The 21,146-nt window shown below is 29.1% G+C and carries 21 protein-coding genes; 16 read left to right on the top strand and 5 right to left on the bottom strand.

Annotated features, from left to right (window positions below):
* Positions 1-164 precede the first annotated feature (164 nt).
* The 5 genes from rfbB to rnpA are packed head-to-tail and all read right to left on the bottom strand — an operon-like array spanning position 165 to position 5,967.
* A complete protein-coding gene (gene rfbB, locus FDT66_RS08480) occupies positions 165-1,172 on the bottom strand; it encodes a dTDP-glucose 4,6-dehydratase (protein ID WP_138535746.1) in 1,008 nt (335 codons plus the stop codon).
* A gap of 2 nt (positions 1,173-1,174) precedes the next feature.
* On the bottom strand, positions 1,175-2,218 hold the full coding sequence (locus FDT66_RS08475; RefSeq protein ID WP_138535745.1) for a hypothetical protein: 1,044 nt from the start codon (positions 2,216-2,218) through the stop codon (positions 1,175-1,177).
* 22 nt (positions 2,219-2,240) lie between these two features.
* The gene (locus FDT66_RS08470) at positions 2,241-3,929 is read right to left on the bottom strand and encodes a DUF6909 family protein (RefSeq protein ID WP_138535744.1); all 1,689 of its coding nucleotides are present in this window, start codon (positions 3,927-3,929) and stop codon (positions 2,241-2,243) included.
* Positions 3,930-3,956: 27 nt separating this feature from the next.
* Positions 3,957-5,588: a S41 family peptidase gene (locus FDT66_RS08465; RefSeq protein WP_138535743.1), complete on the bottom strand. Its 1,632-nt coding sequence runs from the start codon at positions 5,586-5,588 to the stop codon at positions 3,957-3,959.
* A complete protein-coding gene (rnpA, locus tag FDT66_RS08460; protein ID WP_138535742.1) occupies positions 5,569-5,967 on the bottom strand; it encodes a ribonuclease P protein component in 399 nt (132 codons plus the stop codon). The genes FDT66_RS08465 and rnpA overlap by 20 nt, the downstream gene beginning before the upstream one ends.
* A 174-nt stretch (positions 5,968-6,141) precedes the next feature.
* On the opposite strand from rnpA, the gene FDT66_RS08455 reads away from it, so the two are divergent.
* From FDT66_RS08455 to FDT66_RS08380, 16 genes are all read left to right on the top strand, one after another.
* Positions 6,142-7,320 (top strand): acyl-CoA dehydrogenase family protein, encoded by a 1,179-nt coding sequence (locus tag FDT66_RS08455; RefSeq protein WP_138535741.1) that lies wholly within the window; start codon positions 6,142-6,144, stop codon positions 7,318-7,320.
* Between the two features lie 72 nt (positions 7,321-7,392).
* Positions 7,393-8,160 carry an SGNH/GDSL hydrolase family protein gene (locus FDT66_RS08450; RefSeq protein ID WP_138535740.1) on the top strand — a complete coding sequence of 256 codons (768 nt, stop codon included), beginning with the start codon at positions 7,393-7,395 and terminating at the stop codon, positions 8,158-8,160.
* Positions 8,161-8,481: 321 nt separating this feature from the next.
* Positions 8,482-9,063 (top strand): HupE/UreJ family protein, encoded by a 582-nt coding sequence (locus FDT66_RS08445; protein WP_138535739.1) that lies wholly within the window; start codon positions 8,482-8,484, stop codon positions 9,061-9,063.
* A gap of 55 nt (positions 9,064-9,118) precedes the next feature.
* A complete protein-coding gene (locus FDT66_RS08440; RefSeq protein ID WP_138535738.1) occupies positions 9,119-9,550 on the top strand; it encodes a deoxycytidylate deaminase in 432 nt (143 codons plus the stop codon).
* Complete coding sequence (locus FDT66_RS08435; RefSeq protein ID WP_138535737.1) at positions 9,537-11,108, top strand: S41 family peptidase; 1,572 nt, start codon at positions 9,537-9,539, stop codon at positions 11,106-11,108. Before FDT66_RS08440 ends, FDT66_RS08435 begins: the two co-directional genes overlap by 14 nt.
* 15 nt (positions 11,109-11,123) lie before the next feature.
* A complete protein-coding gene (locus tag FDT66_RS08430; RefSeq protein ID WP_138535736.1) occupies positions 11,124-11,888 on the top strand; it encodes a UDP-2,3-diacylglucosamine diphosphatase in 765 nt (254 codons plus the stop codon).
* Positions 11,889-12,004: 116 nt separating this feature from the next.
* Positions 12,005-12,994, top strand: coding sequence for an AAA family ATPase (locus FDT66_RS08425; protein WP_138535735.1), 990 nt, complete (start codon positions 12,005-12,007; stop codon positions 12,992-12,994).
* A 64-nt stretch (positions 12,995-13,058) separates the two neighbouring features.
* Positions 13,059-13,928 carry a DUF58 domain-containing protein gene (locus tag FDT66_RS08420; RefSeq protein ID WP_138535734.1) on the top strand — a complete coding sequence of 290 codons (870 nt, stop codon included), beginning with the start codon at positions 13,059-13,061 and terminating at the stop codon, positions 13,926-13,928.
* Positions 13,929-13,935: 7 nt separating this feature from the next.
* Entirely contained in the window at positions 13,936-14,853 is a 918-nt protein-coding gene (locus FDT66_RS08415) for a BatD family protein (RefSeq protein WP_138535733.1), read from the top strand.
* Entirely contained in the window at positions 14,840-15,847 is a 1,008-nt protein-coding gene (locus tag FDT66_RS08410; protein WP_138535958.1) for a vWA domain-containing protein, read from the top strand. The genes FDT66_RS08415 and FDT66_RS08410 overlap by 14 nt, the downstream gene beginning before the upstream one ends.
* Before the next feature lie 46 nt (positions 15,848-15,893).
* Complete coding sequence (locus FDT66_RS08405; RefSeq protein WP_138535732.1) at positions 15,894-16,256, top strand: four helix bundle protein; 363 nt, start codon at positions 15,894-15,896, stop codon at positions 16,254-16,256.
* A 19-nt stretch (positions 16,257-16,275) separates the two neighbouring features.
* Positions 16,276-17,322 carry a vWA domain-containing protein gene (locus FDT66_RS08400; protein ID WP_171032355.1) on the top strand — a complete coding sequence of 349 codons (1,047 nt, stop codon included), beginning with the start codon at positions 16,276-16,278 and terminating at the stop codon, positions 17,320-17,322.
* A gap of 1 nt (position 17,323) precedes the next feature.
* Entirely contained in the window at positions 17,324-18,139 is an 816-nt protein-coding gene (locus tag FDT66_RS08395) for a tetratricopeptide repeat protein (protein ID WP_138535731.1), read from the top strand.
* A gap of 47 nt (positions 18,140-18,186) precedes the next feature.
* Positions 18,187-19,932 carry a BatD family protein gene (locus FDT66_RS08390; RefSeq protein ID WP_246034807.1) on the top strand — a complete coding sequence of 582 codons (1,746 nt, stop codon included), beginning with the start codon at positions 18,187-18,189 and terminating at the stop codon, positions 19,930-19,932.
* Positions 19,933-19,934: 2 nt separating this feature from the next.
* Positions 19,935-20,693 carry an SH3 domain-containing protein gene (locus FDT66_RS08385; RefSeq protein ID WP_138535729.1) on the top strand — a complete coding sequence of 253 codons (759 nt, stop codon included), beginning with the start codon at positions 19,935-19,937 and terminating at the stop codon, positions 20,691-20,693.
* 65 nt (positions 20,694-20,758) lie between these two features.
* Positions 20,759-21,067: a hypothetical protein gene (locus FDT66_RS08380; RefSeq protein WP_246034805.1), complete on the top strand. Its 309-nt coding sequence runs from the start codon at positions 20,759-20,761 to the stop codon at positions 21,065-21,067.
* Positions 21,068-21,146: the final 79 nt, after the last annotated feature.

Genomic DNA, 21,146 nt, shown 5'->3' with positions numbered 1-21,146 from the left:
AAGTACATTTTTTTTTATAAAAAAAATTCTTTTCTATAAATTTTCTTTTGTTTTGATATATAACCACTTAGTTATCATCTTTAAAAAAAATATAGAAAAGTTTTTTTAGGAAGGCCTTTATAATTTTCTTAGGCATTCTTAATTCATTTAACAATACTGCTACCTTAATTGTATTTTTTTAAATACCAGTGAATTGTTTTTAAAATACCTGATTCAAAATTTTCATCTGCTTTCCAACCTAGTTCAGTTTCTAATTTAGAAGCATCTATTGCATATCTAAAATCGTGTCCTGGTCTGTCTTTTACAAAACTAATTTGATTTTTGTAAGAATTTTGTTTGGGTTGAACTTGATCTAAAATTTCACAAATTTTGTTGGCTATATATAAATTGTTTCTTTCGTTTTCACCTCCAATATTGTAGGTTTCACCTGATTTTCCTTTTTTATAAACTAGCTCTATTCCTTTACAATGATCTAAAACATACAACCAATCTCTTATATTTTTTCCATCACCATAAATAGGAATATTTTCTCCAGAAATTGCTTTTCTTATAATGGTTGGAATGAGTTTTTCATCATGTTGTTTTGGACCGTAATTGTTAGAGCAATTTGTGGTAACCACATTCATTCCATAAGTATGATAATAGCTTCTTACCATAAAATCTGATGAAGCTTTAGAGGCACTATATGGGCTGTTGGGTGCATATGGAGTTTCTTCTGTGAATAATCCTTTTGCTCCTAAAGTTCCGTAAACTTCATCTGTTGATATGTGATGAAATCTTGATTTTTCAAAACCTTTTTTAAAGCTGTTTGGAGAGTTCATCCAGTGATTTTTGGCGACATCCAATAAATTAAATGTTCCAAAAACGTTTGTTTTTACAAAAGCATCTGGATTTTTTATGGAATTATCTACATGAGATTCTGCTGCAAAATGAATTACTCCAGTAAAATTGTATTTTTTAAAAAGACTTTCTACCAAGCTTCTATCACAAATATCTCCTTTTATAAAAATATGGTTGGAGTTATTTTCTACTTCTTTTAAGTTGTGTAAATCTCCTGCATAGGTTAACAAATCTAAATTTATAACTTTAATTTCTTTGTTATTTTCAAGAAAATAAGATATAAAATTAGCACCAATAAAACCAGCACCTCCAGTTATTAAAATTGTTTCCATTCTTACTTTTTATAAGTATTTAAGTAGGAATTTAGCTTTAATAATAGTAAAATAAAAATCATTATTAATGCACCAACTATTGCTAGTTGAAAAGCTTTGTTTTTAGTAACTCCTTTAATTTCAGATCCAATTGGTTGAAAGTTAGAAATAACGTTTATTACTTCATATTTCTCTGATTTATCTTCAACAACAGTTTTTAAATCTGCATTTAATTTTCTATTTGTTTCAAATAACTCTAGCTCTTTTGTAGTTCTTTTTTCGCCACCTAAATCTATACTGGTGCCTGAAGATTGCTTTTTAGCTTCTTCCACCATTACTTCCATATAAACTCTTCGTAAAGTATCTATTTGAGTTAAATTTTGACGTAATAAAGAATCTGTTCTATTTAAATTTTCGTTTGTTAACGTTTTTAAACGATTAAAATATTTGTTTTTTACAACGGAGGAAATGATTACCTCATCTAACTTATTAAATATGTCATTTTTTTCTGCAATGACGTTTATTTTATGAATTTTGTAGTCCAAATCTGTAAAAGAGGCTTTAAATTCATCAAATGTGTAACTTTTAACAGTTGTTGTATCTACAGATTGAATAAAATCGTTGTAAGAATCTATAACATCATTTTGATTTGCTATAGGCTCAATAGTAAACTTTTTTAAAGCTGCAGCTTCTTCTTTATTTATATTGAAAGTATTTTGTAGGCCAAGTGTATCTTTCTGTTTTACTAAATCATTATAAAATTTTACATTATTGTACAATTGCCTAGAACTTTTAAAGTTTGGCTGTACTAACATATTAGATTCAAACCTATCTGTAGTAGTTATTTGTAAAAAAAGACCAATGATAAAACCAATTACAGCTGCAATTCCAATTTTTATAATGTTCTTTTTTAGAAAAATTAAAATGGTAATAAAAAAATGGAATATTCCTTTAAAAATATTACCTATAAAGTTGAAAAAATTCTTAAAACCTCTTCCTATGATCACAAATAAAGAGCCTAAATCTACTTCTTCTTCATTTTTGTTGGTTGGTTGATTTGTTGACATGCTAATTTTTTAATCTATAAATTTAACTATTAAAAATTTGTTCTAATATTTTTTGTGTAATTGCGTAAGTTGGTGTTACTCCTGTCATTCCTAAACCACCAGATGCTAATGTTGCTCCAGTTTCTAAAGGATTATCTGATGCATAATACGCATAACGTACTTGTACATTTTCAGAAATATTACCTCTAATTTTTGAGGCAGATTGTATTGCTTTTTGATAATGGGCTCCTTCCATTTCTAAACCTATTACATTCCAAGTAGAATTATGGAAAAACTTTAGCAAATCTTTATTTTGTAATGAGGTTCCTAAAACTGAAATCATGGAACCATCAAAAGATTTTACACCAAAACCTTCTAAATCTGCTTTAGAAAGCTCATTTTTAAAAGGATAATTATCAGCTGTTCCTTCAAAAATATGTGCAGAAGGTATCATAATATCTCCTTTACCTCCTTCTAAAATTCCTGCTTTTCCCATTATTGAAACTGATTTTACATCTAAATGTGTTTTGGTATTTTTTTCACATGTATATGGTTTCAGTAATTCATCCATAGTTTCATAGGCTTGTTCGCCAAAAGCATAGTCCATTACAATGATTACAGCATTATCTTCTACCTTGTCTTTTTTAGAGAACGATAAAACATCGAAATTTATTTTAGATGTATCTATTATTTGAACATTTATATTGGTTCCTGAGGTATCTTTTACGTAAATCAATCCGTTTGTTGAGGCGTAATCTTTTACTTTTTTTTGCAAGGGTTTGCTATTTACGTTGCTTAAAAGTTGATAAAGTTCAAAACCTTTTAAGTTTTTAGCTTCTTTTGGCAACGCATTTTTCGCATATATAGAGTTTAATACGCTGTGCATATTTGCACTAATAATATGGATTGGTCTTTCTAAAAGATTATTTAATTTTAGTACTTTTTTAATGTTGTTCGCCCATATTTCACCATAGATATGGTGTCCTATTTCTTCTACTAAAACCGAGCTGAAAGTAACCGTTCTTTTCTTGTTTTCTAAAACTTCATTGATGGCTAATTTACCTAACCAATATATTAATTGGAAAAAACGGTCTGGGTTTTCGTTTGTAGAAAAAGTTTTATAAATGGCTGAAACTTCGTCAAAAGTTCTTCCTAAAATATTTGCTAAATGTACAATGGTTACTTCTCTTTCTTTTTCAGAAATTTCTTTTTGATGAATTATAATTGTTTCTAAATGTTGCCATTCTCTTGTGAAATCTTCACCATCATTTAGGGTTACTCTTTCTTGAATTTTATGAGATTCTATAAATAAAAATGTAAGGTGTGTAAGAATATCATAAATTTCAGATCTTCCTCTGGTAATTTCAATATTCATTTGGTCTTTGTCTATTCTATAACAATTTCTTCTTCTTTTTGGAGGAATAATTGGTGTAAAATGACTGTTTTTGTAACCTTCGTCAGCAGTTAAATTTATGTATTGGCATTCTTCAATTCCTATTGGTAATCTTTCAATTACGTAGGTTAAGCCATTTAATTCTATTCTTTCTTCTGCAATAGAGCCATAAATTTCTGGTCTTAAAAGCAATAAAGATTTTCTTAAGGTTTCACCAGAAATACCCATTGGTTTGTAAAAACCTCTACTAAATAAATGACGCATAGAAATGTACAGTTTTTCTATGGCATTTGTAGATTCTTGAGCTCTAGTTCTATTTATTTTTTTGGTTTCTGACATGTATTATTTTAAAGGGCAAATATAAAACTATTTACCTGATAAAATTTGATTGTATTTATCTTGATTGTTCAACAATTCTAGTGCTTCATATATTGTTTTATCATTTTTTAGTTTGTGCTGGTAAACACCTTCTCTGTAAAAATATCTTTGCAATATTTCTTCTTTAATTATTTCTGATAAAATGTCTTTATTTTTAGATATTTCTTCAATTTTGATATCAAATAGTTTTTCTTTTATATTTTCATATTCTTTAGAAATATTATTTTTATCTGAAGCTAAATATGCTTTTTTGAATAGTTTTTCTTGATTTGTTAAAAAAGTAGTATCTATTTTTAAATAGTTTTCGAATTTTTTGAAATCGTTATTTTTAAAATCAAAATCATTTACTTTTCCAATTGTTGGGTTTTCATAATAATATTTTGTGGCGAAATTAAAAATTGCTTTCGAATCTAATAATGCTTCTGTTGTTTCGTTTTTATCGGAAGTTTTTGTAATTACATCTGGTAAAACTCCTCCACCATCGTAAACTGTTCTTCCGTTTTGAGTTTTAAAGGCGTTTATTCCACTATCGGAAAATTTAGGTACGTTGCCATCTTTATCTCTATTTGCATAGTCTAATTCTTGAATACATCTTCCACTTGGAGTATAATATTTTGAAATGGTAACCTTTAATTGTGTTCCGTAAGTAAGTGGCCTGTAACGTTGTACCAAACCTTTACCAAAAGAACGTTTTCCTAAAATTACGGCTCTATCATAATCTTGTAACGAACCACTTACAATTTCAGATGCAGATGCAGAACGTTCATTTATTAAAACCACTATTGGAATGTTTAGATCTAAAGGATTATTTGTTGTTTTATATGTATTGCTCCATTTTTTAATTTTTGCTTTTGTGGTAACAATTGTTTTTCCTTTTGGTAAAAAGAAATTAGAAATATTTATAGATTCTATCAAAGAGCCTCCAGGATTTGAACGCAAATCAAAAACTAGTTTTTTCATGCCTTGTTTTTCTAACTTTTTAAATGCTTTTCTAATTTCAGAAGATGCCTTTTCATTGAAGCGAGTTAATGTTATATAACCAGTATCTTCATTAATCATTTCTGCAAATGGTACAGGGTTTACAACAACTTTATCTCTAATAATTTCTTTTTTTATGATACTTCCTTGTCTATCAATTTCTACATTAAACTTACTGTTTGGAACTCCTTTCAAAAACGTAGATAATTGTTCAGCATCCATATTTTTTAATGATTGTCCATTAACAGAAATAATAATATCTCCTACTTTTAAATTGGCTTTGTCTGCAGAAAAATCTTTATAAATTTCTTTAATTTCAATACCTTGAGTTGTGTAAAAAACTGAAACTCCAATTCCACCATATTCTCCTGCTCTTCTAATTTTTGCAGTTTCTACATCTTGTTCGTTGTAAAAATTTGTGTACGGATCTAAATCTTTAAGTGTATTTTTAATGGCTTTATCCGTAAATTCTGCGGGATTAATTTCATCTACATAATACATATTCAACTCCTTAAATAAGGTGTTGTAAATTTCAATTTGTTTTGCAACTTCAAAAAATTTAGACTTGAATGAGTAGGTTAAAAAAACAGTTCCTACCAAGAAAATTGCTATGGTTTTGTTTTTAAAGTTGAATCGTTTCATCTTCTTTATTTTTTGTCTTGTATGTAAACAAGGTTAATAATTTTTCCATTTTACTGTAAATTTCTTCATACTTCATTTCTTCTTTACCAAGGTACGAAATCATAAAAACATACGGAGCATCTAAATTATTGTAAACAATACTTTTTTGTAGCCGATAACTTTCACGCATTAAGCGCTTAATTCTGTTTCTATCTACTGCTAATTTAAAGTTTCTTTTGGGCACAGAAACACCTACTTGAGCAGGAAAATCTGATGTATGTTCTGTTTGAATATACATCATTCTTAGAGGATAAGCTTTTACAGATTTACCTTCAGCATAAAGTTTCTCAATCAACTTTCTACTCTTTAAACGTTCTTTTTTACCTAAAGTATGCTTCATCACTACAAACTTAATAGAAAAGGAACACTTTTTAACAATTTCTAAAGCCTAACTTTAAAAAAGATGCGTATTTTTATATTAAATTCCACAAATTATTTTAAACCACATTTGTTAAATATTAAACAATATTTAATAAGTTTGTTAAAATTTATCATTTTTACTGAATAAAAATTTATGAAACCAGATTTATTTCAAGCGCCAGATTATTATAATATTGATGATTTACTAACAGAAGAGCATAAACTAATTCGTGAAGCTGCTCGTGATTGGGTAAAACGTGATGTTTCGCCAATTATTGAAGATTATGCTCAAAAAGCAGAATTTCCAACTCAAATTATTACTGGTTTGGCAGAAATTGGTGCTTTTGGACCATATATTCCAGAAGCTTATGGTGGTGCAGGTTTAGATCAAATTTCATACGGATTAATCATGCAAGAAATAGAACGTGGTGATTCTGGAGTACGTTCTACAGCTTCTGTTCAATCTTCTTTAGTAATGTATCCTATTTTTACTTACGGAAATGGAGCACAACGTAAAAAATATTTACCAAAACTGGCTTCAGGAGAATGGATGGGAAGTTTTGGTTTAACAGAACCAAATCATGGTTCCAATCCTGGAGGAATGGAAACCAACTTTAAAGATAAAGGAGATCACTATTTGTTAAATGGTGCTAAAATGTGGATTTCTAACGCTCCGTTTTGCAACATTGCTGTAGTTTGGGCTAAAAATGAAGAAGGAAGAATTCACGGTTTAATTGTAGAACGTGGAATGGAAGGTTTTTCAACTCCTGAAACTCATAACAAATGGTCTTTAAGAGCTTCATCTACGGGAGAGTTAATTTTTGATAATGTAAAAGTTCCAAAGGAAAATTTACTACCTAATAAATCTGGATTGGGAGCTCCTTTAGGTTGCTTAGATTCTGCACGTTATGGAATTGCTTGGGGTGCAATTGGTGCTGCAATGGACTGTTATGATACTGCTTTACGCTATGCAAAAGAACGTGAACAATTTGGAAAACCAATAGGTCAGTTTCAATTACAACAAAAAAAATTATCGGAAATGATAACAGAAATTACCAAAGCACAATTGTTAGCTTGGAGACTTGGTACTTTAAAAAATGAAGGAAAAGCAACTTCCGCACAAATTTCGATGGCGAAACGTAATAATGTAGAAATGGCAATAAAAATTGCAAGAGAAGCAAGACAAATGTTAGGTGGAATGGGAATTACTGGAGAATACTCCATAATGCGCCATATGATGAATTTAGAAAGTGTAATTACCTATGAAGGCACACATGACATTCATCTTTTAATTACTGGTTTAGATATTACAGGATTGAATGCTTTCAAATAAAAACATCTTTTAAAATAATAATTTAAGAGAATATTTGTAAGTAAACAATTCACTTTTAGACTACAAATAGTTATGAAAAAAGGATTTTATATTATACTTTATATTTTATTTTTAACCATTTCTTCTTGTGGAAGTGTTACTGATTTTGAAGAAAATTTAGATATAAATTCCTCTGATATAGAGGTTGATACAACTTTTATAAATCCAAATAATGGTGGTGTAAATAATAATGGTGTTTTTAAAATATTGTCTTTAGGTGATAGCTACACTATTGGAGAAAGTGTTTGTGAAACCTGCAAATTCCCTGTTCAATTAGTAGATACTTTATTAACAATTACACAAAACAAAAGTTCTTTTCCCTTAAAAATAATTGCAAAAACTGGTTGGACAACCACAAATTTAATAAGTGCAATCGATGCTGAAAATATTAATTCCGATTACAATTTGGTTACCTTATTAATAGGAGTAAATAATCAATACCAAAGAAAACCATTTTCTACTTACGAAACTGAATTTCCAAAATTGTTAGAAATAGCAACAAAAGCCGCTAATAATAATATTGAAAACTTAATTGTTATTTCTATTCCAGATTATGCTTTTACTCCTTTTGGAAGAGCTAATACTACCATTTCTTCTGAAATAGATACCTATAATAATTTTGCACAAGCATATTGTATTAGTAGAGGTATCACTTTTATAAATATTACAGATATTACAAGACAAGGTTTGGTAAATCCAGCTTTAGTTGCAAATGACGGTTTACATCCATCAAAACTTGCATACAAAAAATTTGTTGAAAGAATAACTCCTGTTGTTCTGCAAAAATTAAACCTAAATTAAGATGCTTCTTGTAGTAAAATATGTGGGCATCTTTTGCAATTAACACCTTTTTTCTTGTATTTATTACAACACTTACTTTTCGGCTTTAAACCACAGCTAGAGGAACAAATGCTATCGCAAATATAACTTTGAGATAATGGTATAGTAGGTTTTTCTGAAGTATAAAAAACAATCATTTGTATTAATTAAAGTGCAAATATAAAGCTTATTTAGAATAAATAAAAATAAAAATTGTTTAAAACCTAAAAACAAAATAAGAAAAACAATATTGTCACCATTTTTTCTTTTTATATATTTGAAATCCTCTAAATTTTAAAGAAAATGGACGATTTTATTCTCTACTTCAAAATGGGTCTTTACCATGTATTAGACTTAAAAGCTTATGATCATATTTTATTTCTGATTGTTTTAGCTGTTGTTTTCAGCTTTAATCAATTTAAAAAAGTGCTTTGGTTAGTTACCTTATTTACCATTGGGCATTCTGTAACATTGGCATTATCTGCATACGGTATTTTAAATGTTAACATGAAATTGATTGAATTTTTAATTCCGTTAACAATTTTCATTACTGGTTTTATAAACGTAATTACAGCAAAAAAATCATCTTTAGGAAAAGAAAATACAAACTTGGTTTTTGCCTTATTTTTTGGGCTAATTCATGGTTTAGGATTTTCTAACTATTTTAAAATGATGGTTGGTAAAGAAGATGACAAATTACTTCCTTTGGTAGAATTTGCACTTGGTATTGAAGCTGCACAAATAATTATAGTTTTAGGGATTTTAGTTATTGGTACGCTACTGCAAAACTTTTTTAAAGTAACTAGAAGAGATTGGATTTTAGTTTGTTCATCCATTGTAATTGGTTTTGCAATTCAAATGATGTTAGACAGGGTTTTTTGGTAAAAATTGTCTAATTATTAACGTTTCAATTCTATTAATCTTGCTACTTTCGTAAATTATGACAGAAAAAAAACAATTAAAATACGACATGGCCTATTTAAAAATGGCTTACGAATGGGGTAAATTATCACATTGCAAACGTAAACAAGTGGGCGCTTTAATTGTAAAAGACAGAATGATTATTTCTGATGGTTTTAATGGAACTCCAACAGGTTTTGATAATTGTTGCGAAGATGAAGAAGGCTTAACAAAATGGGAAGTTTTACATGCAGAAGCTAACGCAATTTTAAAAGTTGCATCCTCTACACAATCTGCAAAAAACGCCACTCTGTATATTACATTATCACCTTGTACACAATGTAGTAAGTTAATTCATCAAGCAGGAATAAAAAGAGTTGTATATGCAAGAGCATACAGAGATACTTCAGGAATAGATTTTTTAGAAAAAGCAGGCGTAGAAATTAAGTATTTACCATATGAACAAGAATAAACTTCCGTTATTTTTAGCAATTGCAGTAGTTTTTGGTGTTTTAATAGGAATGTCTTTAGGTGGAAATTCATCAGAAATGTTATCTTTCAGTAAAAATTCATCTCAAGAAAAAAAAATTAAAAGACTTATAAATTTTATTGAAAGAGATTATGTAGACACTGTAAATACAGATAGTTTACTAGATGGTGCCATAACCCAAATGCTGGGTAAATTAGATCCACATTCCGTTTACATTCCAAAAGAAAATTTACAAGCAGTTAAAGAAAACATGCAAGGTAATTTTGTTGGAATTGGCGTACAATTTAGAATGATTAGTGACACAATAACTGTAATACAACCCATTAAAGGCGGACCAAGTATAAAAATGGGCATTAAGGCTGGTGACAGAATTTTAATGGCAAATAAAGACACTTTATATGGAAAAGACATTTTAAGTGGTGCAGTACCAAGATATTTAAAAGGAAAAGCAAACACAAAAGTTGCACTTCAAATTTATAGAAAAAGTAATGATTCTATTTTTACTGTAGATATTACTCGTGGAAAAGTAAACATTAAAAGTGTAGATTTAGCCTACATGATTAACGACTCAATTGGCTATATAAAATTAGATCGTTTTGCAAGAAACACCTACTCAGAATTTAAATCTTCATTAAATAATTTAATGGACAATGGAATGACAGATTTGGTTTTAGATTTACGAGGTAATGGTGGTGGTTTTATTGACATTGCAAACCAAATTGTTGACGAATTTTTAGAGGACGATAAACTAATTGTGTTTACAAAAAATAATAAAGGTCAAATTGATGAATCATTCGCAACCTCAAAAGGAGATTTTGAAAAAGGTGGTTTATACGTACTAATTGATGAAAATTCAGCATCAGCTTCCGAAATTGTTGCAGGAGCTTTACAAGATAATGACAAAGGAACCATTATTGGAAGACGTTCTTTCGGAAAAGGTTTGGTACAAATAGAAATGGATTTAGGTGATGGCTCTGCAGTCCGTTTAACAACTGCAAGATATTACACTCCAACAGGACGTTCTATTCAAAAACCTTACGATCATGATGGTAATAAAAATTATTATAGCGATTATCAAAAAAGAGTAACAAGTGGTGAGCTACTAAGTAAAGACAGCATAAAAGTGGTAGATTCTTTAAAATACAAAACACCAAAAGGAAAAATCGTTTATGGTGGTGGAGGTATCATTCCAGATGTTTTTGTTGCTATAGATACTACCTCTTACATGTCTAGCTTCTATTTTAATACTATCAATGATTTTGCTTTTGATTATGTAGATACTAATCGTAAAAAATTAGAAAAATGGAACATCAATACTTTTGTTGATGAGTTTGATAAAGATGACGTCGTTTTTAATACTTATTTAGCATCTATAAAAGATAAAATAACACCTTCCTTTAAAGCAAAACAAAGCATACAACGTTATTTAAAAGCATCCATTGCAAATGTACTTTTTGGCGATGTTGGCTTTTACAGAATTATTCATTTAGACGATAAAATGCTCCAAAAAGTATTAGAATTGGAAAGTTTAAATGAATAACGTTTCTTTGTAGCAATGATTTCTATAAAAACATCAGAAAATAAAAAGGTTTATTTTGCTTCAGACCAACATTTGGGTGCTCCAACTCCAAAAGCAAGTTTTCCAAGAGAACAAAAGTTTGTTTCTTGGTTAGACGAAGTTAAAAAAGATGCAGAAGCCATATTTTTATTAGGTGATTTATTCGATTTTTGGTTCGAATATAAAACCGTTGTTCCAAAAGGATTTGTACGAGTTTTAGGAAAATTAGCAGAACTAAAAGATAGTGGAATTCCTATTTTTTTCTTTGTTGGAAATCATGATTTATGGATGAATGATTATTTTGAAAAAGAACTAAACATTCCAGTATATCATTCACCTCAAGAATTTCTCATCAACAATAAAAAATTTTTAATTGGTCATGGAGATGGTTTAGGTCCTGGAGATAAAGGCTATAAACGCATGAAAAAAATCTTCACATTTCCATTATTTAAATGGATGTTTAAGTGGTTACACCCAGATTTAGGTGTAAAATTAGGCCAATATATGTCTGTAAAAAACAAATTAATTTCTGGTGATGAAGACGCCAAATTTTTAGGTGAAGAAAACGAATGGTTGGTTTTATACTGTAAGAAAAAACTAACAGAACAACATTATGATTATTTCATTTTTGGACACAGACACCTTCCATTAGAAATAAAACTGCAAGAAAATGCAACTTATATCAATCTAGGAGATTGGATACAATACTTCACTTTCGGAACATTTAATGGCAACAGTTTTAAATTAACAAAGTTTAACTAAAAACGCTCTTAAATAACTTCTTTTCTATTAAACCTTTAACCTTGTTTTAACAAAATAATTTTGTTAAAATTGTAGCTTTGTTTGCGTTAAAAAAATAACACTTAATACAAGATACAATGGATGTAGATGTAAGAGCTATTAATGAAAAAATAGAAAGAGAAAGTGCCTTTATAGACATTCTTACTTTAGAAATGAATAAAGTAATTGTTGGTCAAAAACAAATGATAGAAAGTTTGTTAATTGGATTGCTTGGAAATGGACATATCCTTTTAGAAGGTGTTCCTGGTTTGGCAAAAACCTTAGCCATTAACACACTGTCTAAAGCAGTTCAAGCAACTTTTAGTAGAGTGCAGTTTACACCAGATTTATTGCCTGCAGATGTAGTTGGAACCATGATTTACAACATGAAAGAAAATGATTTTGCAATAAAAAAAGGACCAATTTTTGCAAATTTCGTATTAGCAGATGAAATTAACAGAGCACCTGCAAAAGTACAATCAGCATTATTAGAGGCAATGCAAGAACGCCAAATTACCATTGGCGATACTACCTTTAAATTAGACGAACCATTTTTAGTAATGGCTACTCAAAACCCTGTAGAACAAGAAGGTACATATCCATTACCAGAAGCACAAGTTGATAGATTTATGCTAAAAGTTGTAATAGATTATCCAAAATTACAAGACGAGCAAATAATTATGCGTCAAAATTTAACAGGAGATTACTCAACCGTAAATCCTGTTATTTCTACAGATCAAATTATTAGAGCAAGAAAAGTTGTAGACGAAGTATATATGGATGAGAAAATCGAAAAATATATTCTTGACATTATTTTTGCAACACGCTATCCAGAAAAATACAATTTAGCAAACCTAAAAGATTTAATCGGTTTTGGAGCTTCTCCAAGAGGAAGCATCAACTTAGCCAAAGCAGCAAAATGTTATGCTTTTATAAAAAGAAGAGGTTATGTAATTCCAGAAGATGTTAGAGCAGTTGTTTTTGATGTTTTACGTCACAGAATAGGTATTACGTATGAAGCAGAGGCAGAAAACGTAACTTCTGTAGATATCATCAATTCAATCATCAACGAAGTTGAAGTACCTTAGAAATTAGCTCTTAGCATTTAGCAATTAGCCAACAGCGAAAAGCAAAAAGCCAACAGCTTAAAAAATGGATACAAAAGAAATACTCAAAAAAGTTCGTAAAATAGAAATTAAGACAAAACGTTTGTCTAATGATATTTTTGGAGGTGAATATCATTCATCTTTCAAAGGACGAGGTATGACTTTTTCTGAAGTTCGCCAATATCAATTTGGTGACGATATTAGAACTATAGATTGGAATGTTACAGCACGCTACAATGAACCTTATGTAAAAGTTTTTGAAGAAGAACGCGAATTAACAATGATGTTAATGGTAGATGTTTCAGGCTCAGAACTTTTTGGAACTTCCAATCAATTTAAAAAAGATACTGTTACAGAAATTGCAGCAACATTAGCTTTTTCGGCAACCCAAAACAATGATAAAGTTGGTTTAATTTTATTTTCTGATGATATCGAACTTTTTATTCCTCCAAAAAAAGGAAAAAGTCACGTGTTAAGAATTATTAGAGAATTAATTGAATTTAAACCAAAAAGCAAAAAAACAAACATTGCAGCAGCTTTAAAGTTTTTATCAAGTGTGATGAAAAAAAGAGCCATTGTTTTTATGCTGTCGGATTTTATGGATGACGATTATGAGAAAACACTAAAAATAGCATCAAAAAAACATGATTTAACAGGAATTAAGGTTTACGACAAACATGATGAAGAAATTCCAAGTTTAGGTATGGTACCAATGTTAGATGCAGAAACAGGTAACGTTCAATTAATAAATACTGCCTCAAAATCCGTTAGAAATAGCTACAAAGCAAATGCTTTACGTTTAAATGATTATTATGTAAGCATGTTTAAAAGAAGTGGCGCAGGAACAGTAAATACCAGAGTTGATGAAAATTATGTAAAAAAATTATTAGGCTATTTTAAACAAAAAGGAAGATAAGTAAAAAATGAAAAAATACATACTACATATTTTTCTATTCATATCAATAATTGGTTTTGCACAAGATGGAATGGTAAAAGCAGAAATTGATACGGCAAATATTAGAATTGGAGAGCAATTTCAATTAAAAATTTCCGTAAATGAAACCAAAAATGTTATCATTCCAAAATTATTACTAAAAGGCTTAGAAGTTGTAGATTCTACAAAAGTTGACACAATTAAAAATTCACTCATAAGAAAATACATTTTAACAGGTTTTGATAGTGGTGCATTTTACATTCCACAACAGCAAATATTTGTAAAAAATCAAGCGTATTTAACAGATTCATTATTAGTAAATGTTGCTACAGTAGCTATTGATACTACCAAAGTGAAAAAATTTCCAATAAAGTCTATAAAAAAAGAGCCTTATACTTTTGATGATTTTAAAATATACCTATACATTCTTTTAGCAGCATTAGCCATAATTGGATTCTGGATTTATTGGTTCGTTATCAGAAAAAGAAAAGAAGAGGAAGATGGTCCTACTTACAGAACTTTACCTCCTTATGAAGAAGCGATTTATAGGTTAAATGAATTGGACGAAAAACTATTATGGCAAAATAACAAAGTAAAAGAATATTACTCTGAACTTACAGAAATTGTACGTGGTTATATTGAAAGAGAACTTAAAGTGCCTGCGTTAGAAAACACAACAGACGAAGTATTAGAGATGTTAAGAAACTTTAAACAAGCAGATACTATACAAACTTCGCAAGAAACTTTAGATAAATTAAGAAGTCTTTTAAGAGAAGCAGATTTAGTAAAGTTTGCAAAATCGAAACCTTTGGCTTTAGAAATCGAAGAAGACAGAAAAGATGCACAAGAAATTGTGAGTAATTTAAAACCTAAACCAATTATTGAAGCAGATGATGAATTGGAATAATTTTGAGTTTTATAATCCCGAATTTTTGTGGCTGCTAATTGTAGTTCCACTGTTAGCAATCTGGTATTTCTTTGTCAGAAAAAAAGACGCTGCTGTTTTAACAATGCCTAGTATTAAAGGTTTTAAAGCAGAAACTTCTATACTTTCAAAATTAAAACCAGTTTTATACCTATTAAGATTACTAGCTTTGGCTGCAGTAATTATTGCTTTAGCAAGACCTAGAAATGTTTCTGTAAGTAAAAAAACAAAAACAAACAGAGGTATAGATATAGTAATGGCTATAGATGTTTCTGCAAGTATGTTAGCTAAAGATTTAAAACCAAACAGACTAGAAGCATTAAAAAAAGTAGCTATCGATTTTGTTGATAGAAGACCAAATGATAGAATAGGAATTGTTGTTTATGCAGGAGAAAGCTTTACACAAACGCCAATTACAAGCGATAAAGAAATTATAAAAAGAACCATTTCCGAATTAAAATGGGGTCAATTAGAAGGTGGAACTGCTATTGGAATGGGTTTGGGTTCTGGTGTTAACAGATTAAAAGAAAGCGAAGCAAAAAGTAAAGTAATAATACTACTAACTGATGGTGTAAACAACTCTGGAAATATAGACCCTAGAACAGCAACAGAACTTGCAAAAGAATTAGAAATTAAAGTGTATACCATTGGAATTGGAACAAATGGAATGGCAGATTTCCCTTGGACTAGAGACCCAAGAACAGGAAAAATTAATTTCAGAAAACAACAAGTAGAAATAGACGAAGCCTTGTTAAAAGACATTGCCAAAGAAACTGATGGAAAATATTTTAGAGCCACAGACAATTCATCTTTAAAAGAAATTTACGATGAAATCGATACGCTCGAAAAAACAAAAATAGAAGAATTTAAATACTATAATTATCAAGAAAAATTTAGAGTTTTCGTCTTTTTGGCTCTCGGTTTTTTAATATTAGAATTCTTGTTGAGAAATACATTATTTAAAAGTTTTATATAGAAAGAAGTTTAATTGTTGAATTGTTTAATCGTGTAATTGTAAAAATATGTATGTGTTTTCATTTGAAAAATTAAAGGTATGGCAAGAAGCTATTGATTTGTCGATAGAAGTTTACAGTATATCTATAAATTTTCCTGCTGATGAAAAATATGGAATCACAAGTCAGTTAAAAAGAGCAACGAATTCAATTTCTGCCAATATTGCAGAAGGAACATCAAGAATTACAAATAAAGACAAGGCACATTTTTCAACAATTGCTTTTAGTACAACAATGGAAGTTTTAAATCATATTACTTTATGTTACAAATTAAAATTTATAGATGAAACTATTTATAACGACATAAGACAACGAATTTATAAAATATCAAATATGCTGAACGCATTAAGAAAATCTCAATTAAACAATTAAACAGTTACACCTTTTAATAATGTACAGAATAGAAGAACCAATTTATTTTTATCTACTCACAATTATTCCTGTAATAATTGTAATATTTCTATTGGTTTTATGGTGGAAAAAAAGTACACAACGTAAATTTTCCAATCCAAATTTACTACAAAAATTAGCCCCAAACTATTCCACATTCAAACCAGTTTTAAAACTAGTAATGTTGCTGTTAGGGATTACTTTTCTAATCATATCATTGGTAAACCCTAAAATGGGTACCAAACTAAAAACTGTAAAAAGAGAAGGTGTAGATGTTGTTTTTGCTTTGGATGTTTCCAAAAGTATGTTGGCAGAAGATATCGCGCCAAATCGTTTAGAAAAATCGAAACAAATTATCTCTAAAATTATTGATAAATTAGGTTCAGATAGAGTTGGTATTATTGTATATGCAGGAAACTCATATCCATTGTTACCAATAACTACAGATCATGGAGCTGCAAACATGTTTTTACAAAATGCAAATCCAGATATGGTTTCTAGCCAAGGAACAGCAATTAGTGAAGCCTTAGACTTAGCTAAAACATTTTATAATAATGATGAGCAAACCAATCGCTTTTTAATTATTATTTCAGATGGTGAAGATCATCAAGAAGAAACAAAACAAGTTGCCCAAAACTTAACAAATGAAGGTGTAAAAATTTACACAATAGGTGTAGGAACAGAAAATGGAGGTCCAATACCAATTCGTGTAAATAACGCAATGGTGGGTTATAAAAAAGATAATAAAGGCAAAACTGTAATTACCAAACGAAATTCAGAGGTTTTGCAAGGAATTGCAGACATTTCCGACGGAAAATACATTAATGGTAACGTTACTGAAAACCCCGTAAAAATTATTTCAGAAATTATTGCCAATGCAGAAAAAAATGAATTTGAAACAAAACAGTTTTCAGATTATAAAGACCAGTTTCAATGGTTTTTGGCATTAGGTTTGTTATTCTTAATTATAGATATTTTCTTGTTTGATAAAAAAACAAAATGGTTAAGAAAGGTAGATTTATTTAATGAAGAAAAGAATAAAAAATAAGATGAAAAAAATAAAATATACACTTATTATCTTTTTATTGCTCTTTTCAACAAAAGAAATAGCAGCACAAAAAGATACAATTGCACAACAAAGAACCGCAAGAAAAATGTTGCGACAAGGAAATGAGTTGTATCAAAAAAAACAATTTACAGATGCCTCAGTAGCCTATCAAAAAGCATTGGGTAGCAACTCTAACTACGACAAAGCCGCTTACAATTTAGGAAACGCTTTTTATCAAAATAATAATTTTAAAGAAGCAATTCCGCAATATGAATTAACTGCAAAAACAGCTAAAGATAAATTCACAAAAGCAGAAGCTTACCATAATATTGGTAATGCCATGATGGAATCTAAAAATTATCAAGGTGCTGTAGATGCCTATAAAAATTCTTTGAGAAACAATCCTAATGACGATGAAACGCGTTATAATTTGGCAGTCGCTCAAAAGCTGTTAGACAAACAAAATCAGCAAAACAAAGACGATAAAAATAAGGATAATAAAGACCAAGATAAAAAGGATAAAGACGACAAAAACAAAGATAAAAATAAGGATAATAAAGACGGAGAAGACAAAGACAAAAAAGACGAAGATAAAGACAAAGACGGTAAAGGCGATAATGACAAGGATAAAAACCAAGATCCAAAACAAGACGATAAAAAAAATCAGCAGAAACCAAAACCACAACAGGGTAAAATGACACCTCAACAAATAAAACAACTTTTAGAAAGTTTAAATAATGAGGAGAAAAAAACCCAAAAGAAAATGAATGCTAAAAAAGCACAAGGTAAAAAGGTAAAACAAGAAAAAGATTGGTAATTTTTTCGTTTAAAATGAAGATGAAGTTGAGATTTTACATATCGATATTGCTTTGCATAATAACTACAAACTTTGTAGCACAAGAAGCAATTTTAGAAGCCAAGGTAAGTAAAAATAAACTGGGCTTAAACCAGCGTTTACGCATAGAGTTCTCAGTAAACAAACAAGGTGGAGAGGATTTTACACCACCCAATTTCACAAATTTTAAAATTGTTGGTGGTCCAAGTCAATCTGTAAGTCAATCAATAGTTCAAACTCCATCTGGAAGAAAAGTAAGTTTCACACAATCATACACTTACATTATTCAGCCAACAAAAAAAGGAGAATTATCTATTGGACGTGCAAGTATAGAAATTGACGGAAAAATAATAAAGTCAGAACCCCTAAAAATTATCGTTTTAGACGCTGTAGAAATTCCCAAAGATCCAAACGATCCTAATTATGTTGCACAACAAAACATTCATTTAGTTGCCGAAATTTCTAAATCAAGACCTTACGTTGGCGAAGGAATTTATGTAGAATATCGTTTGTACGTAAGTGAAAATGTAAGCGTTTATGACACCTCTGTAACAGAAGCACCAAAGTATAATGGTTTTTGGAATCAAGACATTAAAATAAATGGTTTTCCTGTAAAAATGGGGAAATACAATGGAGAAGATTATAGGTATATTGTTTTACAAAAAGCACTTCTAATTCCAACAAAATCTGGAAAATTAGAAATTGAACCTATGAAAATGGACATTGTAATTGGTGTTCCAACAGGAAGAGCTGATTTTTTCGGAAACGTAATTACAAGAAATGTTCGAAAAGAATTTGCTTCAGAAAAGAAAATTATAAACCCTAAAAGTCTTCCTTTAGAAGGCAAACCAGAAAACTTTAATGGTGCTGTTGGCGATTTTACTTTTGATGTTTCTTTGAGCAAAGAAATTTTAAAAGCCAATGAAACTTCTCAAATTAAAGTAGCCGTTTCTGGAAGAGGAAATTTAAAATTATTTGAATTACCAACTGTAGAAACTCCTGCAGAGTTAGAAATGTATCAACCAGAAAGAAAAGAAAAAGTAAGCGTATATGCTGGTGGAATTTCTGGTGAAGTTTCAGATTCTTATACAGTTGTGCCACAATACAAAGGAAAATATAAAATACCTAAAGTTTCTTTCTCATATTTCAATCCGAAAGAAAAAAAGTACAAAACCATTGCTACTGAAGATCTTTTTGTAGATGTAAAAGAAGGTAAAGAATTGGTAAAAGTTGATACAAATGCCATTAATAAACAAAACGTTGTTTCTACAGGTAAAAACTTTAGATATATTGCTACAAAAACTACCTTAAAGCCTATTGAAACTAACAATTTTTTTAAGTCTAACTTGTTTTATATTTTACTTTTACTACCATTAATAGCTATTCCAATAGGTATTGTTATAGCAAAAAGAAATGAGGAAAGAAGTAACGATATTGTTGGTAATAAATTAAGAAGAGCAAATAAATTAGCCAAAAAATACCTTTCAGAGGCACAAAAACAATTAGGCAAAAAAGAAGCTTTTTACGAAGCTTTAGAACGTGCACTACACAATTACTTAAAAGCAAAACTAGGTATTGAAACAGCGGATATTAGTAAAGAAAAAATTACAGAAATTTTAGAGAAAAGAAATGTAAATTCAACTACAATTCATCAATTTATTGAAGTCTTAAAAAGTTCAGATTTTGCACGTTATACGCCATTTACAGCCACTCAAATGAAAGAAGAATTTGAACGAGCAAAAGAAGTTATTGTACAATTAGATAAACAATTATAACAATGAAAAAAATAGTCTTTTTATTATTGATAATTGCCAACTCTATGGCTGCTCAAAATGCAGATAGTTTGTTTGTTGCCGCAAATAAATTATATAAAAACGAAAAATTTGAAGAAGCTATTGAAAAATATAAAAAAATTGAAGCTCAAGAATTAATTTCATCAGAATTATACTACAATTTAGGCAACGCTTATTACAAATTAAATAAAGTAGGACCTACTATATTCTATTATGAAAAAGCACTGAAAATAAACCCTTTAAATGAAGATGTAAAAAACAATTTAATATTTGCAAAACGTTTGGCTTTAGATAATATTGAAGAAGTTCCAAAAACAGTTTTTCAAAAATTTAATAGCAACTTTCTTCAAAAGCTATCTTACAATCAATGGGCAATAATTGTTGTTTTGCTTTCTTTTACAGCTTCTATTTTATTTTTGTTGTTTTACTTTGCATACACACCAACAAAAAAAAGAATTTATTTTACCACGAGTATTATTAGCTTTATACTATTAATTACAATTATTTTTATAACCTACAACCAATATAATAGAGCAAAAAATAATATTGAAGCTATTGTTTTTGCAGAAAAAACTGAGGTTAGAAATGCACCAACTTTAAATGCCGAAAAAGTTTTTACATTACATGAAGGTACAAAAGTTAACGTTTTAGATGTTATAGATAATTGGAAAAAAATTAAATTAGCAGATGGTAGATTGGGTTGGATTATTTCAAGTGAAATAAAACAATTAAATGATTTTTAGTTATAAATTAACTAAAAATTCAGAAAGCTTTCTTATTTTTAACATTTCAATTTAATTTTTATCATTTGAAAACGAAAATTGCTTTTTTTTTCTCAATAATATTTATCAGTCTTCTGGTTACGCCAACTGTAATCAGTTTAACAGATGCTACGCAAGATATTTCTTATTTTTTAAATTTTAATGAAGAGGAAGAAGAGCAAAAAGGAAATGAAGAATCAAAAGTAGATTTAGAAGTAAAAATTCACCATTCATTTTATTTAAGTGGAATTTTATCTAACGTATCTTCTGTGATAAAAGATATTCGTTTTCATTCTAAAAATTATATTTCAGAATATTCTAAAATTACCACACCTCCTCCAAAGTTTATACTATAATCTTAAAAAGTATAACAAAAAAGAAATCAATTTTATTTAATATTACAAACTCTAGCAACAATGCTAAGAGTAAAAATTT

The sequence above is a fragment of the Polaribacter aestuariivivens genome (genome assembly GCF_005885675.1).
GTDB classification, from domain to species: Bacteria; Bacteroidota; Bacteroidia; order Flavobacteriales; family Flavobacteriaceae; genus Polaribacter; species Polaribacter aestuariivivens.
This window is presented reverse-complemented; position numbering and strand designations above follow the sequence as displayed.

Excerpts from the sequence above, each read along its gene's own strand:
- FDT66_RS08445 (WP_138535739.1), top strand. The coding sequence starts at position 8,482 with ATGGACGATTTTATTCTCTACTTCAAAATGGGTCTTTACCATGTATTA.
- FDT66_RS08400 (WP_171032355.1), top strand. The coding sequence starts at position 16,276 with ATGTACAGAATAGAAGAACCAATTTATTTTTATCTACTCACAATTATT.
- FDT66_RS08395 (WP_138535731.1), top strand. The coding sequence starts at position 17,324 with ATGAAAAAAATAAAATATACACTTATTATCTTTTTATTGCTCTTTTCA.
- FDT66_RS08420 (WP_138535734.1), top strand. The coding sequence starts at position 13,059 with ATGGATACAAAAGAAATACTCAAAAAAGTTCGTAAAATAGAAATTAAG.
- FDT66_RS08465 (WP_138535743.1), bottom strand. The coding sequence starts at position 5,588 with ATGAAACGATTCAACTTTAAAAACAAAACCATAGCAATTTTCTTGGTA.
- FDT66_RS08385 (WP_138535729.1), top strand. The coding sequence starts at position 19,935 with ATGAAAAAAATAGTCTTTTTATTATTGATAATTGCCAACTCTATGGCT.
- FDT66_RS08470 (WP_138535744.1), bottom strand. The coding sequence starts at position 3,929 with ATGTCAGAAACCAAAAAAATAAATAGAACTAGAGCTCAAGAATCTACA.
- rnpA (WP_138535742.1), bottom strand. The coding sequence starts at position 5,967 with ATGAAGCATACTTTAGGTAAAAAAGAACGTTTAAAGAGTAGAAAGTTG.
- rfbB (WP_138535746.1), bottom strand. The coding sequence starts at position 1,172 with ATGGAAACAATTTTAATAACTGGAGGTGCTGGTTTTATTGGTGCTAAT.
- FDT66_RS08475 (WP_138535745.1), bottom strand. The coding sequence starts at position 2,218 with ATGTCAACAAATCAACCAACCAACAAAAATGAAGAAGAAGTAGATTTA.
- FDT66_RS08410 (WP_138535958.1), top strand. The coding sequence starts at position 14,840 with ATGAATTGGAATAATTTTGAGTTTTATAATCCCGAATTTTTGTGGCTG.
- FDT66_RS08440 (WP_138535738.1), top strand. The coding sequence starts at position 9,119 with ATGACAGAAAAAAAACAATTAAAATACGACATGGCCTATTTAAAAATG.
- FDT66_RS08430 (WP_138535736.1), top strand. The coding sequence starts at position 11,124 with ATGATTTCTATAAAAACATCAGAAAATAAAAAGGTTTATTTTGCTTCA.
- FDT66_RS08415 (WP_138535733.1), top strand. The coding sequence starts at position 13,936 with ATGAAAAAATACATACTACATATTTTTCTATTCATATCAATAATTGGT.
- FDT66_RS08435 (WP_138535737.1), top strand. The coding sequence starts at position 9,537 with ATGAACAAGAATAAACTTCCGTTATTTTTAGCAATTGCAGTAGTTTTT.
- FDT66_RS08455 (WP_138535741.1), top strand. The coding sequence starts at position 6,142 with ATGAAACCAGATTTATTTCAAGCGCCAGATTATTATAATATTGATGAT.
- FDT66_RS08405 (WP_138535732.1), top strand. The coding sequence starts at position 15,894 with ATGTATGTGTTTTCATTTGAAAAATTAAAGGTATGGCAAGAAGCTATT.
- FDT66_RS08450 (WP_138535740.1), top strand. The coding sequence starts at position 7,393 with ATGAAAAAAGGATTTTATATTATACTTTATATTTTATTTTTAACCATT.
- FDT66_RS08425 (WP_138535735.1), top strand. The coding sequence starts at position 12,005 with ATGGATGTAGATGTAAGAGCTATTAATGAAAAAATAGAAAGAGAAAGT.